The following is a 14916-nucleotide window of genomic DNA, read 5'->3' on the forward strand; positions in this document are numbered from 1 at the left end:
CCCCCGGCGTCGGCAGTAGCTGCGCAATTCGGTCAGCAGTCCGCCTCAGGTCGCACTCGATCCGGCCGATGAGACCCCCTGAAGGCCACGGAAGGCCGGAGCAGCAACCACTAGGAGGGTGGAGCAGCATGATCATGCTCACGAGGATCTCGGGACAGCAGTTCGTCTTGAACGCTGACCTGATCGAGCGGGTGGACGTCACGCCCGACACCGTCGTGACCCTCGTCGACGGCAAGAAGTACGTCGTGTGCGAGAGCGCGGCCCAGATCATCTCCGAGGTCCGCGTCTTCCGCGGCGAGGTGATCGCGCTGAGCCAGCGCATCTCGGTCGAGCACCTGCTCCCGAGCCAGGAGGAGGAGCGCGCCGAGGACGCCGAGCGGTCGTCGGTCGTCGCGCTGCACAGCGCCACGCGCCCGGCGGGGGTGCTCTGATGGATCCGGCACCCGCGATCGGCATCGGCCTGGGCTTCGTCGTCATCGGCGGCGCGAACATGCTCGAGGGCGGCAACCCGATGAGCATGTTCCTGCTGCCGCCGCTGCTGCTGGTCTTCGGCGCCACGATCATGATCACCATCGCCGGCGGCACCATGGCCGACGCCAAGGGAGCTGCTGTCTCCTTCAAGCGGGCGTTCACGTCGAACGCCGCGAGTGCGGACGACCTCGTGCCCGAGGTGGTCGCGCTCGCCGACCGCGCCCGTCGCGAGGGTCTGTTGTCTCTCGAAGAGAGCGTGCGCTCCCTCGACGACGAGTTCCTGCGCCGCGGCGTCACCATGGCGATCGACGGCACCGACCCCGAGGAGCTGCGCGAGATCCTCGAGTCGGAGGTGCACGCCAAGCGCAAGGCCGACAAGCACGCCGCGAAGTTCTGGAGCGACGCCGGCGCCTACGCGCCCACCATCGGCATCGTCGGCACCGTGATGGGTCTCGTGCACGTGCTCGAGAACCTCGCGGAGCCGGAGAAGCTCGGCCACCTGATCGCCGCGGCGTTCCTCGCGACCTTCTGGGGCGTCTGCTCGGCCAACGTGATCTTCCTGCCGCTCGGCAACCGCCTCAAGCGGCTCGGTGAGCTCGAGGCCGCGAGGATGGAGGTGGCGATCGAGGGGATCGCCGCCATCCAGGCGGGCTCCAACTCGCGCGTAGTTGCGCAGAAGCTGCGCTCGATGCTGCCCGGCCGGGCCCCGGCCCAGGAGGCCGCGTAGCCATGGCCCGCAAGCGGTACGAGGAGCCCGAGGAGCACGAGAACCACGAGCGCTGGCTGGTCAGCTACGCCGACATGGTCACCCTGCTGATGGTGCTCTTCATCGTCATGTTCGCGATGAGCCAGGTCGACGAGAAGAAGTTCAACCAGGTCAAGGTCGGCCTGGCCGCCGGCTTCGGCACCTCGGTGAGCGTGCTGGACGGCGCGGAGAGCGTGCTCGAGCAGCCCGGCGACTCCGCGGCCGCCTCGATCAAGCCGGTCGACACCACCTCGGTGTCCGACCCCGCGAAGGCGCAGGCGGTCCAGGAGGCGATCACCGACTACGAGAAGCGGGCCGCCGGACGCCGCGCGGCCGCCGCGGAGATCGAGGCCGACCGCCTCGCCGACGTGGCCGGCCGGCTGCAGCGGACGCTGCGCGAGCAGGGTCTCCAGGACGACGTGCAGACCCGGATCACCGACCGCGGCCTCGTGGTCAGCCTGGTCTCCAAGCACGTCACCTTCGAGCCCAACGTCGCCGACCTCTCGCGCCGCGGCCGCTCGGTCGTCGACGCCCTGGCGCCCGTGCTGCTCGAGCTGCCCGACCCGCTGGTCATCGAGGGCAACACCAACCAGGTGCCGGTCAAGCCCAAGTTCTACCCCACCGACTGGGAGCTGTCGGCGGCCCGTGCCGTCAACGTGCTGCGCTACCTCACCGAGCAGTGGCGGCTCCCGGCCGAGCGCCTGACCGCGACGGCCCACGGCCACGAGAACCCGCTCGTCGACCCTGACGAGCCGGGCTCCCAGCAGGTCAACAAGCGCGTCGACATCGTCGTCGAGACCTCCCTGCCCACCGACACCAAGGTGCTGCTCTCCGAGGCAGCGACCGAGACCTCACGAGGAAGCCACTCATGACCGTCACCCAGATGCCCCCCACACCGGCCGAGCCTGAAGCAGAGGTCCCGAAGAAGAGCAAGAAGAAGCTGCTGATCGTCGTCGTTGTGCTGCTGCTCCTGGGGGGCGGCGCCTACTGGAAGTTCCTCGGTCCCGCCGCGGCCAGCGAGCCCGAGGAGCCCGTGCCCGGCGAAGTGGTGGCCCTGGACCCCATCCAGGTCAACCTCGCGGCCGACCACTACCTGAGCATCGGCATCGCGCTCCAGCTCACCGAAGAGGCCTACGAGGTCGACGGCAGCAAGGCGCTCGACGCCACGATCGAGCTCTTCAGCGGTCGCCCGCTGGCCGAGGTGACCGAGGAGAAGAGGCGCTACGGGCTGAAGAAGAAGCTCAGCAAGGAGGTGGAGGAGCTCTACGAGGGCAAGGTCATGAAGGTTTACTTCACCGAGTTCGTCACCCAATGACCGGAAATCTCTCAGGTATGCCCGTCACGTGACGATTCGGGGGGTGTGACCCCCCCTGTCAGCGCCGCCAGCAGCACCGGGCGCCCCGTCGTGCCCTACGACTTCCGGCGTCCGATCCAGCTCTCGCGGGAGCACTCGCGGATCCTGCAGGTGGCCTTCGAGGACTTCGCCCGGCAGGCCTCGACGGCCCTGACGGCGTCGCTGCGGCGGATCTGCGGCGCCAGCCTGCGCTCGATCGAGCAGCGCAGCTACGGCGAGTACGTCGCGTCGCTGCCGCCGACGACGTACCTCACGGTCTTCTCCGCCGACCCCGTCGAGGGCCTGGCGGTGCTCAACCTGCCGATGCACGCCGTCATGACGTGCGTCGACCACATGCTCGGTGGTCCCGGTGCCGCGACGCAGCCCGAGCGACCGCTCACCGACATCGAGAGCGCCATCGCCGGCGGCCTCACCGACCGCCTGCTGCAGGAGCTGCGCACCTCCCTGGAGGGCACCGTCGAGGTGCGCCCGGCCAAGGTCGAGGTCGAGTACAGCCCCCAGTTCATGCAGGCCGGCTCCCCCAACGACGTCGTCGTGGTGGTGACGCTGGACCTGCTGCTCGGCGAGGCGACCAGCGAGCTGACGCTCTGCCTGCCCTTCAACGGGCTGCTCCCCCAGCTCGAGGTCGCCGCGGCGCCCGCCCCGGTCTCCGAGCGCGAGCGCGCGACCCGCGCCCGCTCGGCCACCCTGCTGCACGAGCAGTTCCAGGGCCTGCCCATCGAGGTGGCCGTCCGCTTCCGGCCCACGCCCCTGCACCCGGTCGACCTCGACGACCTGGCGGTCGGCGACGTGATCCGCCTCAGCCACCCCGCGGTGGCCCCGCTCGAGGTCTCGGCCGACGGCGCGACCTTCGCCTACGCCTCCCCCGGCACCCAGGGGCAGCGCCTGGCCGCCCTCGTCGTGAACACGCCCACCGACCACTCCTGACCATCACCCGCCTCTCCAAGGAGCACCCGTGACCACCGCCCCCACCGCCGACGCCAGCGCCGGCACCGCCGCCCTCGAGCTGCTCGCCCGGGCGGCCGCGGACGCCGTCGCGACGCTGCCCTCGGTGACCTCGTTGACCCCGGCCGCCCCGCAGCCCGGCGACGACCAGGTCGCCGCGGTCTTCCCGCGGGCGCTGGTCGCCGACGCGGTCGGTGCCTCCGCCCGGGTCGGCCTGCTGGTCGGCGAGGAGCTGGCGCAGGCGCTCGCCTCGCAGCCCGGCGCCGACCTCGCCTCCACCTTCCAGCCCGCGCTCGACGCCGTCGGTGCGGCGCTCGGCGTCCGGGTGGGCGCCGCCCAGGAGGTCGCGCCCGCCGACGTCGCCGCCGCCCTGGGAGGCGCCTGGAGCGTCGTGCCGCTGATCGGCGAGGGCTTCGCCGGCGGCATCGTCGCCTCCGACGTCCTGGTCTCGCAGGTCACCGCCGCCCCGGCCGCGCCCGAGCCGGTCGCGGCGAGCGCCGCCCCCAGCGTGCCCGCCTCCGCGGTCACCCACGAGCCCACCCTGTCGCAGGGCGTCACCTCGCCCCGCCCCGCCACCGGCCGCACGCCGTCGAGCCGTGGCATCGAGATGCTGCACGACGTCGACATGGAGGTCACGGTCGAGCTCGGCCGCACGCGGATGCTGGTGCGCGACCTGCTGACCCTGGCCCCGGGCGACGTCGTGGAGCTCGACCGTGCCGCCGGGAGCCCCGCCGACCTGCTCGTCGGCGGCCGGCTGATCGCCCGTGGCGAGGTCGTCGTGGTCGACGAGGACTTCGGTCTCAGGATCACGCAGATCATCGAGCCCACGGCCGGCTGAGGATGCTCGAGCTCACCCTGCGCCTGGTCGCCTCGCTGGCCCTCGTCGTCGGCCTGCTGCTGCTGGTCGTCCGCATCGGCGGACGCCGCTTCCAGGGCCGCGCCGACGCCCCCGTGCGCGTGGTGCACCGCCAGGCCCTGAGCCGCGGCAGCTCCGTCGCCGTGCTCGAGATCGGCGGCCGGGTGCTGGTGGTCGGCACCACCGATCACCAGGTCAGCATGCTGACCGAGCTCGACCCCGAGGACCTCGCCACCGCCGAGGGCGGAGCCGCGGCACCCTCCGCCACCGCCTTCGACACCGCGCTCGACAGCGCGGTGCGCGAGCTGCACGTCGTCCCCCCGACCGAGACCGAGGTCGAGGTCGAGACCCCGGCCGAGGACGCTCCGGAGGAGCCGCTCGCGGCCACCGGCACCGACGCCGCCCCCGTCGTACGCCGTCGCGGCGGCGCGCACGCGGCCCGCCGGTCCGACCGCATCGCCCGCAGCAGCCGCACCGACCGCAGCAACCGCAGCAACCGCAGCAGCACCGCCCTGCCGGGCGAGGGCGGGCCGCTGGCCGGCTCGGTGCTCTCCCCCGACACCTGGAAGCAGGCCGTCGCGGCCGCGCGGGGGCGACGGTGACCCTCGCTCCCCCCGCCGCGCGCCGCCTGGTGCTGCTCCTGGCCGCCCTCGTGGGCGCGCTGGCGCTGAGCCTGGGCATGGCCTCGAGCGCCGAGGCCGTCGCGCCGACCGACCACGTGGTCGTCGCCGCCGTGCAGGTCCCGCTCGCCGACGTCGAGGGACCCGAGGGAGCCAGGGGCCCCGCCGGCGCCACCAACGGCACCGACGTCACCGTCGACTTCACCGGGGTCACCGACAAGCCCAGCAGCTCGGTCTCGGTGATCCTGGCGGTCACCCTGATCTCGCTGGTGCCGGCCATCCTCTTCACCTGCACCAGCTTCACCAAGATCCTGGTGGTGCTGAGCCTGACCCGCAACGCGCTGGGGCTGCAGCAGACACCGCCCAACCAGGTGCTGGTGGGCCTGGCGCTCTTCCTCAGCATCTTCATCATGAGCCCGGTGCTGAGCGAGATCAACACCGTCGCCGTGCAGCCCTACCTGGCCGGCGACCTGAGCTCCTCGGCGGCCTGGAGCACCGGCATCGAGCCGCTGAAGACCTTCATGCTCAAGAACACCGATGACTCCGAGCTGCGGATGCTCACCAACATCGCCGACCGGGACCTGCCGGCCAACCGCACCGAGGTCTCGCTCGACACCCTGGTGCCGGCCTTCATCCTCAGCGAGCTCAAGGACGCCTTCACCATCGGCTTCATCATCTTCCTGCCGTTCCTGGTGATCGACATCGTCGTCAGCGGCGCGCTGATGGCGCTCGGCATGATGATGATGCCGCCGGTGATGGTCTCGCTGCCCTTCAAGCTGCTGCTCTTCGTGCTGGTCAACGGCTGGGGCCTGCTGCTCACGGCGCTGGTCTCCAGCTACGGGACCGGGTAGGCCGGACGATGACCGACACCACCATCATCGACCTCGCGATGCAGACCATGATGGTCGCGCTGAAGCTCTCGGCGCCGATCCTGGTCACCTCGCTCGTGATCGGCTTCGCGATCTCGCTCTTCCAGTCGATGACGCAGATCCAGGAGTTCACCCTGGCCTTCGTCCCCAAGCTGCTCGGGGTCGGCGTGGCGCTGCTGCTGTGCGGCAACTGGATGCTGCACACGCTGATGACCTTCACGACCAAGCTCTTCGAGTCGATCCCCTCCCTGCTGGGCTGACATGACGATCTCGCTCGCCGGAGAGGCGTACGTCGGCTACCTGCTCGGCTCGGTGCGCATCCTGGCCTGGCTCGTCGTGGTGCCCCCCTTCTCCTCGCGCTCCTTCCCCTCCTCGGTCAAGGTGGTGCTCGCGCTCGGCCTGGCGATGGCCAGCACCCCCGCGCTCGCCGAGACCCAGGTGCCGATGCAGGCCTTCGCGCTCGTCGTCGAGGTGGTCACGCAGGTCGCCATCGGCGCCGCGATGGGCCTGGTCACGATGATCCTGCTCGCGGCCATCGGCGCCGCCGGCAGCCTGATCGACGTCTTCGGCGGCTTCTCGCTCGCCCAGGGCTTCGACCCCCTGTCGATGAACAGCAGCACCGTCTTCGGCACCTTCCACCAGCTCATGGCCACCACGCTGCTCTTCGTCACCGGGCTCCACCTGATCGTGGTCGGCGGGCTGCTCAAGACCTTCCAGGCGCTGCCCATCGGCGAGAGCCCGGACCTCTCCGGTGGCAGCCAGGTGGTGATCAGCGTCTTCGAGATGTTCTTCGTCGTCGCCGTCCAGATCGCCCTGCCCGTCATCGCGGTCATGTTCATGGCCGACCTGGGGCTGGCGCTGCTCACCAAGGTCGCGCCGCAGCTCAACGCGATCAACGTGATGTTCCCCGCCAAGGTGGGCCTGACGCTGCTCGTGCTGGGCATGTCGTTCACGGTGCTCCCCGGCGCCCTGGAGCGGCTGGTCGAGCACGTGCTCGACGCCATGGCCGCGGTCGCAGGGCTGGGCTGACCCGTGGCGGACAGCGGAGGCGGCGGTGAGAAGACCGAGAAGCCCACCCCCAAGCGCCTGAAGGAGGCGCGCAAGGAGGGGCAGGTCGCCCGGACCCCGGACCTGGGCGGCTGGGCCACGGTCCTGCTGCTCTCGCTGCTGGTGCCGAGCATGCTCAGCCACGAGGTCGACGCGCTCACCGGCTACATGGCCGAGACGCTGCGGGTGGTCGAGGAGCCCAGCGTCTCGCGCGCCACGACGCTGCTCGTGGAGGGCGCCGGCCACGCCTTCGTCTCGCTGATGGTGCTCGGGTCGGTCGTCATGGTCGTCGGCGTCGCCTGCGCCCTGGCGCAGGGCGGCTTCGCCCTGGCCACCAAGCAGGTCAAGCCCAGCGCGAAGAAGCTCGACCCGATCAAGGGCGCCAAGCGGATCTTCGGTCCGCAGGCGCTGTGGGAGGGCGTCAAGATCCTGGTCAAGAGCACCGTCGTGGCGCTCATCGTGTGGTCGGGGATCAAGACCATGCTGCCGCTCGTCGGCGGCCTGGTGCCGACCAGCACCGTGCTCGACCTGGTCGGCGAGAGCGTGGTCGACCTGCTGCGCACGATCGCCCTCGCCGGCCTGGTCATGGCCGGGCTCGACTACGCCGTGCAGCGCCGCCGGATCGGCAAGCAGACCCGGATGAGCCACCAGGAGATCAAGCAGGAGCACAAGCAGACCGAGGGCGACCCGCACCTGAAGGGGTCGATCCGCGCCAAGCAGCTGGCGATGTCGCGCAACCGGATGATCGCCGACGTCGCCACCGCCGACGTCGTCCTGGTCAACCCCACCCACGTCGCCGTGGCGCTGCGCTACGAGGCCGAGCGCGGGGCACCGCGCGTGGTGGCGCGCGGCGCCGGCGCGGTCGCGACCAAGATCCGCGAGCAGGCCGCGGAGCACGGCGTCCCGATGGTCCGCGACGTCCCCCTCGCCCGCGCGCTGCACCGCTCGACCGAGGTCGGGCAGACCATCCCCGCCGAGCTCTTCGCCGCCGTCGCCAGCGTGCTGGCCTTCGTGATGACCCGCGCCGCGACCCCGGGCCACCGCGTCACGGTGACCGGCACCCACCGCTCCCCCCGCCCCGACGAGCCGCTGCCCGAGATCGGCCCGCGACGTCGTGCGCGAAACCTCTCAGCATCGCCGGCGGTCGGCCGATGAAGCACGTGGGCCAGGAGGGCTGACGACGCGCCAGGGACGGTGCGACCGGACGTGCACGTCGTGAAAGGCGGCCCTCGCTACATGAAGCGCCTCACCCAGCTCGGCGTCCCGGTCGGCATCGTGCTGATCGTCGTGATGCTGGTCGTGCCCCTGCCGCCGGTCGTGCTCGACCTGCTGATCGCCTTCAACATCACCGTGAGCCTGCTCATCCTGCTCACCGCGATGTTCGTCCACCGGCCGCTGGACTTCAGCTCCTTCCCGGCCCTCGTGCTGGTGATGACGCTCTTCCGGCTGGCGCTCAACGTCAGCGCCACCCGGCTGGTGCTGCTCGACGGCTACGCCGGCAAGGTCATCGACACCTTCGGCCACTTCGTGGTCGGCGGCTCGCTCATCGTCGGCATGATCATCTTCGCGATCCTGCTCGTCATCCAGTTCGTCGTCATCACCAACGGCGCCGGCCGGGTCGCCGAGGTCGGCGCCCGCTTCACCCTCGACGCCATGCCCGGCAAGCAGATGGCCATCGACGCCGACCTCAACTCCGGCCTCATCGACGAGGACGAGGCCCGCCGGCGTCGCGCCGAGGTGCACGCCGAGGCCGACTTCTACGGCTCGATGGACGGCGCCTCGAAGTTCGTCAAGGGCGACGCCATCGCCGCGATCGTGATCACCCTGGTCAACCTGCTGGGCGGCTTCGCCGTCGGCGTGATGCAGCACGGCATGACCATGGGCGACGCCATCACGACCTACAGCCTGCTCTCGGTGGGCGACGGCCTGGTCTCGCAGATCCCCGCGCTGCTGCTCTCGGTCTCGACCGGCCTCATCGTGACCCGCGCGACGAGCGACTCCGACATGGGCTCGGAGATACTGCAGCAGATCAGCCGCAACCCGGTGCCGCTGCGCGTCGCCGGTGGTGCCGCCCTGGCGCTGTGCCTGATCCCCGGCCTGCCCAAGCTGCCCTTCGTGCTGGCCGGCGGCCTGATGCTGATCGTCTCCAACCGGGTGGCCCGGGCGGTGCCGGAGCCCGACACCAGCACCCTGGACGCCGCCCCCGCGGCCGGCGAGCTGGAGCGTCCCGAGGACCTCGTGGCCGAGATCCAGGTCGACCCCCTCGGCCTCGACCTCTCCCCCGACATCGTCGACGTGGTCGACCCCGACCACGGCGACCTGCTCAAGCGGGTCAAGGCGCTGCGCCGCAAGATCGCCGGCGACGTCGGCATCCTGATCCCGCCGCTGCGCACCCGCGACAACCTCGACCTGCCCGCCCAGACCTACGCCATCAAGCTCTTCGGCATCGAGGTCGCCCGGGGCGAGGCCCCGCGCAACCAGGTGCTGGCCATCGGCGACTACCTCGGCACCCTGCCCGGCACCCCGACCCAGGAGCCCGTCTTCGGCCTCCAGGCCAAGTGGGTCGCGGCCGAGCTGCGGCACCAGGCCGAGCTCAGCGGCGCCACGGTGGTCGACCGGGCCTCGGTCATCACCACCCACCTCGCCGAGGTCGTCAACCAGCACGCCGCCCGGCTGCTCGGCCGCGAGGACGTGCGCCTGCTCGTCGACGTGCTCAAGCGCACGCACCCGATCGTGGTGGAGGAGCTCACCCCCACCCAGCTCAGCCTGGGCGAGGTGCAGCGCGTGCTGCAGAGCCTGCTCGACGAGGGCATCTCGATCCGCGACCTGGTGCGCATCTTCGAGGCGATCTCGCTGCGCGCCCAGCGCACCAAGGACGTCGACGAGCTCGTCGAGACCGCCCGCGCCGCCCTCGGCCCCGCCGTCGCCCGGCCCTACCTGCACGAGGGCAGCGTGCACGCGATCAGCCTCGAGCCGCTGCTGGAGCAGCGGATGCTGGAGGCCCAGCGGGCCACCGAGGCCGGCAACGTGCTGGCGCTCGACCCCGACACCGCCGGCGTCCTGCTCCACCAGCTCGACCGGCTGGTCAACGACGTCGAGGGTCGCGGCATCCGCCCGGTGCTCACCTGCGCCCCCATGATCCGGCCCGCGCTCCGCCGCTTCCTGCGCCCCACGATGCCGACGCTGCCCGTGCTCTCCTACACCGAGCTCGTCGGCGGCGGCCAGATCACCTCGGCCGGCGTCGTCACCCTCACGCCGCAGGCGGCCCTCGCATGAGCGTCCCCGCCCCCGTCTTCCTCGCCGTGACCGCCACTGTGTCCTCCCCGCTGCTGGTGCTGCTGCACCGGGGCCACATCGACGTCGACGGCGCGCTGCAGCGCCTGGCCGTGATCGCCGTGGTGTGCTGGGTGGCGCTGCGCGTCGTGGTCTCGCTGGCCTTCCCCAGCGCCGAGGAGCGACTGCGGCCCGTGCCGCCCGCCGGCGACGCCGCGGGAGCCCCGACGACCGTGCTCCCCCCGACCCCTGCGACGCCCGGAGCCTGAGCCCACGCCTCCGATCCGCGGTCGCGACCTTGGCTGGTGACCACCGGGGTGCTCCCATGGACACCGACACCCAGGAGGTCACGTGACCGAGGAGCAACCCGACGTCCCCGCCGCCGCGGCCCGGCTCGAGCGCGCGATGTTCGAGGTCAAGCGCGTCGTGGTCGGCCAGGACCACATGGTCGAGCGGATGCTCGTCGGCCTGCTCGCCCGCGGCCACCTGCTGCTCGAGGGCGTGCCGGGCGTCGCCAAGACGCTCGCCGTGCGCACCCTCGCCGACACCGTCGGCGGCACCTTCCACCGGCTGCAGTTCACCCCCGACCTGATGCCGGGCGACATCGTCGGCACACGGGTCTGGCGGCCGAGCGCGGAGGCCTTCGACGTCGAGCTCGGCCCCGTCTTCGCCCACCTCGTGCTCGCCGACGAGATCAACCGGGCGCCCGCGAAGGTGCAGTCGGCGCTGCTCGAGGCGATGGCGGAGGGCCAGGTCAGCATCGGGTCGACCACCTACCCGCTGCCCCAGCCCTTCTGGGTGCTGGCCACGCAGAACCCCATCGAGTCCGAGGGCGTCTACCAGCTGCCTGAGGCGCAGCGCGACCGCTTCCTGATGCGGGTGGTGGTCGGCTACCCCGACGAGTCGGAGGAGCTGGCCATCCTGCAGCGGATGAGCGTCGACCCGCCCCGGCCGCGGCAGGTGCTCAGCACCGACGACGTGCTCGCGCTGCAGCGCGCCGCCGACCACGTCTTCGTGCACCACGCCGTCGCGCAGTACGCCGTGCGCCTCGTCGTCTCGACCCGGGAGCCGGCGCGCTACGGCCTGGCCCCGATCGCCCCGCACGTCGAGTACGGCGCCAGCCCGCGCGCCACGCTCGGCCTCGTCGCGGCCGCCCGGGCGCTGGCGCTGCTGCGCTCGCGCGACTACGTGCTGCCGCGCGACGTCGCCGACGTCGCGCGCGACGTGCTGGCGCACCGGCTGGTGCTCAGCTTCGACGCCGTCGCCGAGGGCATCGACGCCCGCCAGGTCGTCAACCACGTCCTCGCGGTGGTGCCGCAGCCACAGGTCGCCCCCGGCGACGCGTCGGGGCCCTCCCCCAGCACCGGCGCGGCCTGATGGTGGTCGCCTCCCGGCGTGCCGAGGCCGCGCGCGCCTTCGCCTCGCTCGAGCTCGCCGTGCACCGACGCCTGGCCGGCCGGCTGCACGGGCGGGAGGAGGGCCTGCGGCTCGGCGCCGGCACCGAGCCCGAGGAGGTCACCCGCTACACGCCCGGCGCCGACGACGTGCGCCGGATCGACTGGAACGTCACGGCCCGCAGCAGCGAGCCCCACGTGTGGCGCACCCGCGCCCAGCACGAGCGCGAGACCTGGGTGCTGGTCGACGACACCGCGAGCATGCACTTCGGCACCGCCGAGGCCGAGAAGCGCGACCTGGCCGCCTGGGTGACCGGCGCCGTCGGCCTGCTCAGCGACGGACCGGGCAACCGCTTCGGCGTCGCGCGACTGCTCCCGACCGGCGTCACCTGGACCGCCCCGATGCCACCGCGCCGCGCCGCGATGCACGCCCTGGCCACCACCGCCCGCCCCCCGACGACGGACCCGGCCCCCAGCAGCGTCGACCTCGCCGACGCGGTCGCCCAGCTCGAGCGCCGCCACCGCAGCCCCGGGGTGCGCGTCGTGGTCAGCGACTTCGTCGAGCCCGACGGACGCACCGAGCGACCCTTCCCGTGGGAGTCGGCCCTGCGCCGCCTGTCCTACCGCCACGCCGTGCTGGTCGTCGAGGTGGTCGACCCGCGCGACGTGACGCTGCCCGACGTCGGCCCGCTCACCCTCGTCGACCCCGAGTCGGGGCGCACCGCCGAGGTGCACACCTCCAGCCGTCGCGTCCGGGAGCAGTACGCCGCCCTGGCGGCCGCCCACCGGGCCGCGCTCGCCGAGGCGGTCCGGTCGGCCGGCGCCGACCACGTCACCGTGCGCACCGACACCGACTGGGTCGCCGACCTCGCCCGCTTCCTGCAGCGCCCCCGTGCGCCTCGGCGCGTGCAGCGGGGTGGCCGGTGAGCGCACCCGTCGGCTTCGCCGCCCCCTGGCTGCTGCTCCTGCTGGTGCCGGTGGTCGCGCTGCTCGTGGCCTACCTGGTCCAGCAGCGGCGGCGCAGCCGCTACGCCGTCCGCTTCGCCTCGCTGCCGATGCTGCAGCGGGTGGCGTCGGCCCGGCCCGGGTGGCGGCGCCACTTGCCCGCGGCGCTGCTGCTCGTCGCCTTCGCCCTGATCGCCCTCTCGGTGGCCCGGCCGTACGCCGACGTGCGCGTCCCGCGCGAGACGGCCACCGTGGTCGTCGCGGTCGACGTCTCGCTCTCGATGCAGGCGACCGACGTCGACCCGAGCCGCCTCGAGGCGGCCAGCGTGGCCGCGACCCGCTTCGTGGAGGACCTGCCGGAGGGCTTCGCCGTCGCGGTCGTCACCTTCTCCGGCCAGGTGACGGTGGTGGCGCCGGCGGGCTCGGAGCGCAGCCAGGCGGTCGAGGCGCTGGAGAGCCTCACCCTGGCGGAGTCGACCGCGATCGGCGAGGGGGTCTTCACCTCGCTCGACCAGGTGCGGCAGCAGGCCGAGCGCACCGGCCGCGACGACGTGCCGGCCCACGTCGTGCTCCTCTCCGACGGCACCAACACCGTCGGGCGCCCGCCCGAGCAGGCCGCCGCCGCCGCGGTCGAGGCCGGGGTGCCGGTCTCGACGATCGCCTACGGCACGCCCTCCGGCGCGGTCGAGGTGGAGGGCCAGCTGGTGCCCGTGCCGGTCGACGAGACCTCGCTCGCCGCGCTCGCCGAGCAGGCCGGCGGGGCGGCGTACACCGCACGCAGCGGCGACGAGCTGAGTCAGGTCTACGACGACATCGGCTCCGCGATCGGGTGGACCACCGAGGAGCGCGAGGTCACCACCTGGGTCGCGACCCTGGCGCTGCTGCTGGGCCTGCTGGCGGCCGGGTTGTCGCTACGGTGGTTCTCCCGGCTGCCGTGAGACGTCCTTCACAAAGCCGGGTGCGTCACGGTTAGTGTCCGGTAACTTCCGGTCACCCCACGCCCACCCGTGACACCGGAGGAGCCGCCGTGCAGCAGATCCTTGACGCCGTCCTGGCCGACGACACCGCCGCGGAGGACTTCGCGTCGCTGCCGCTGCCCGACCACTACCGGGCCGCGACCGTGCACAAGGACGAGGTCGACATGTTCGAGGGCCTCGCCAGCCGCGACAAGGACCCCCGCGCGTCGCTGCACGTCGAGGACGTCCCGCTCCCCGAGCTCGGCCCGGGCGAGGCGCTGGTGGCCGTGATGGCCAGCGCGATCAACTACAACACCGTCTGGACCTCGATCTTCGAGCCGGTCTCCACCTTCGGCTTCCTCGAGCGCTACGGCCGCCTCTCCGAGCTCACCAAGCGCCACGACCTGCCCTACCACGTCGTCGGCTCCGACCTCTCCGGCGTCGTGATCGCCACCGGCCCCGGCGTCACGCGGTGGAAGCCCGGCGCCCGGGTCGTGGCCCACTGCCTCTCGGTGGAGCTCGAGGACCCCGACGGCCACAGCGACACCATGCTCGACCCGCAGCAGCGGATCTGGGGCTTCGAGACCAACTTCGGCGGCCTCGCCGACGTCGCCCTGGTCAAGGCCAACCAGCTCATGCCCAAGCCGGAGCACCTCACCTGGGAGGAGGCCGCCTCCCCCGGGCTGGTCAACTGCACCGCCTACCGGCAGCTGGTCAGCCGCAACGGCGGCGACATGAAGCAGGGCGACAACGTGCTGATCTGGGGCGCCTCCGGCGGCCTGGGCGGCTTCGCCACGCAGTACGCCCTCAACGGCGGCGCCACCCCGGTGTGCGTGGTGTCCAACGAGGAGAAGGCCGCCATCGCCCGTCGGATGGGCGCCGAGCTGATCATCAACCGCTCCGAGGAGGGCTACCGCTTCTGGAACGAGGAGGGCACCGCGCAGGACCCGAAGGAGTGGAAGCGCTTCGGCGCCAAGATCCGCGAGCTCACCGGCGGCGAGGACATCGACATCGTCTTCGAGCACCCCGGGCGCGAGACCTTCGGCGCCAGCGTCTACGTCACCCGCAAGGGCGGCACCATCACCACCTGCGCCTCGACCAGCGGCTACATGCACGAGTACGACAACCGCTACCTGTGGATGAACCTCAAGCGCATCATCTCCAGCCACTTCGCCAACTACCGCGAGTCGTGGGAGGCCAACCGGCTGGTCGCCAAGGGCAAGATCCACCCCACCCTCTCGCGCACCTACCCGCTCACCGAGGTCGGCCAGGCGGCGCTGGACGTGCACCAGAACGCCCACCAGGGCAAGGTCGGCGTCCTCTGCCTGGCTCCCGAGGAGGGGCTCGGCGTCCGTGACCACGAGCTGCGCGAGCGGCACCTCGACAAGATCAACGCCTTCCGCGGGGTGTAGATGACTTCCGGCCTCTCCCGGGGTCGGTC

At 72.2% G+C, this 14916-nt stretch carries 17 protein-coding genes; all 17 read left to right on the forward strand.

The annotated features are described in order from the left end of the window. Window positions 1-128: 128 nt before the first annotated feature. The 17 genes from IG63_RS0101680 to ccrA all read left to right on the forward strand — a co-directional run bounded on the left by IG63_RS0101680 (window position 129) and on the right by ccrA (window position 14887). Window positions 129-431 carry a flagellar FlbD family protein gene (locus IG63_RS0101680; RefSeq protein ID WP_030482649.1) on the forward strand — a complete coding sequence of 101 codons (303 nt, stop codon included), beginning with the start codon at window positions 129-131 and terminating at the stop codon, window positions 429-431. After that, on the forward strand, window positions 431-1198 hold the full coding sequence (locus tag IG63_RS0101685; RefSeq protein ID WP_030482650.1) for a motility protein A: 768 nt from the start codon (window positions 431-433) through the stop codon (window positions 1196-1198). The genes IG63_RS0101680 and IG63_RS0101685 overlap by 1 nt, the downstream gene beginning before the upstream one ends. 2 nt (window positions 1199-1200) lie before the next feature. After that, complete coding sequence (locus IG63_RS0101690; protein ID WP_030482651.1) at window positions 1201-2088, forward strand: OmpA/MotB family protein; 888 nt, start codon at window positions 1201-1203, stop codon at window positions 2086-2088. Then, complete coding sequence (locus IG63_RS0101695; protein WP_030482652.1) at window positions 2085-2531, forward strand: flagellar basal body-associated FliL family protein; 447 nt, start codon at window positions 2085-2087, stop codon at window positions 2529-2531. The genes IG63_RS0101690 and IG63_RS0101695 overlap by 4 nt, the downstream gene beginning before the upstream one ends. A gap of 45 nt (window positions 2532-2576) precedes the next feature. Continuing rightward, the gene (locus tag IG63_RS0101700) at window positions 2577-3497 is read left to right on the forward strand and encodes a flagellar motor switch protein FliM (RefSeq protein ID WP_036194140.1); all 921 of its coding nucleotides are present in this window, start codon (window positions 2577-2579) and stop codon (window positions 3495-3497) included. A gap of 28 nt (window positions 3498-3525) precedes the next feature. Continuing rightward, on the forward strand, window positions 3526-4353 hold the full coding sequence (fliN, locus tag IG63_RS22965; RefSeq protein ID WP_051706036.1) for a flagellar motor switch protein FliN: 828 nt from the start codon (window positions 3526-3528) through the stop codon (window positions 4351-4353). Window positions 4354-4355: 2 nt separating this feature from the next. After that, the gene (locus tag IG63_RS21225) at window positions 4356-4973 is read left to right on the forward strand and encodes a flagellar biosynthetic protein FliO (RefSeq protein ID WP_051706037.1); all 618 of its coding nucleotides are present in this window, start codon (window positions 4356-4358) and stop codon (window positions 4971-4973) included. After that, complete coding sequence (fliP, locus tag IG63_RS0101715) at window positions 4970-5842, forward strand: flagellar type III secretion system pore protein FliP (protein WP_030482656.1); 873 nt, start codon at window positions 4970-4972, stop codon at window positions 5840-5842. The genes IG63_RS21225 and fliP overlap by 4 nt, the downstream gene beginning before the upstream one ends. A gap of 8 nt (window positions 5843-5850) precedes the next feature. Further along, complete coding sequence (fliQ, locus tag IG63_RS0101720; protein WP_030482657.1) at window positions 5851-6120, forward strand: flagellar biosynthesis protein FliQ; 270 nt, start codon at window positions 5851-5853, stop codon at window positions 6118-6120. 1 nt (window position 6121) lies between these two features. Further along, window positions 6122-6889, forward strand: coding sequence for a flagellar biosynthetic protein FliR (locus IG63_RS0101725; protein ID WP_030482658.1), 768 nt, complete (start codon window positions 6122-6124; stop codon window positions 6887-6889). 3 nt (window positions 6890-6892) lie between these two features. Beyond that, window positions 6893-8062 (forward strand): EscU/YscU/HrcU family type III secretion system export apparatus switch protein, encoded by a 1170-nt coding sequence (locus IG63_RS0101730; protein ID WP_030482659.1) that lies wholly within the window; start codon window positions 6893-6895, stop codon window positions 8060-8062. A gap of 81 nt (window positions 8063-8143) precedes the next feature. Continuing rightward, on the forward strand, window positions 8144-10183 hold the full coding sequence (flhA, locus tag IG63_RS0101735) for a flagellar biosynthesis protein FlhA (protein WP_030482660.1): 2040 nt from the start codon (window positions 8144-8146) through the stop codon (window positions 10181-10183). After that, window positions 10180-10449, forward strand: coding sequence for a hypothetical protein (locus tag IG63_RS0101740; RefSeq protein WP_030482661.1), 270 nt, complete (start codon window positions 10180-10182; stop codon window positions 10447-10449). Before flhA ends, IG63_RS0101740 begins: the two co-directional genes overlap by 4 nt. 82 nt (window positions 10450-10531) lie before the next feature. After that, complete coding sequence (locus IG63_RS0101745) at window positions 10532-11557, forward strand: AAA family ATPase (protein WP_281174258.1); 1026 nt, start codon at window positions 10532-10534, stop codon at window positions 11555-11557. Continuing rightward, complete coding sequence (locus IG63_RS0101750; protein ID WP_030482663.1) at window positions 11557-12501, forward strand: DUF58 domain-containing protein; 945 nt, start codon at window positions 11557-11559, stop codon at window positions 12499-12501. Before IG63_RS0101745 ends, IG63_RS0101750 begins: the two co-directional genes overlap by 1 nt. Further along, on the forward strand, window positions 12498-13457 hold the full coding sequence (locus tag IG63_RS0101755) for a VWA domain-containing protein (RefSeq protein WP_030482664.1): 960 nt from the start codon (window positions 12498-12500) through the stop codon (window positions 13455-13457). Before IG63_RS0101750 ends, IG63_RS0101755 begins: the two co-directional genes overlap by 4 nt. Before the next feature lie 89 nt (window positions 13458-13546). Further along, window positions 13547-14887 carry a crotonyl-CoA carboxylase/reductase gene (gene ccrA, locus IG63_RS0101760; protein ID WP_030482665.1) on the forward strand — a complete coding sequence of 447 codons (1341 nt, stop codon included), beginning with the start codon at window positions 13547-13549 and terminating at the stop codon, window positions 14885-14887. Window positions 14888-14916 lie beyond the last annotated feature (29 nt).

It is taken from the genome of Nocardioides aequoreus (assembly GCF_000720335.1).
GTDB classification, from domain to species: domain Bacteria; phylum Actinomycetota; class Actinomycetes; order Propionibacteriales; family Nocardioidaceae; genus Marmoricola; species Marmoricola aequoreus.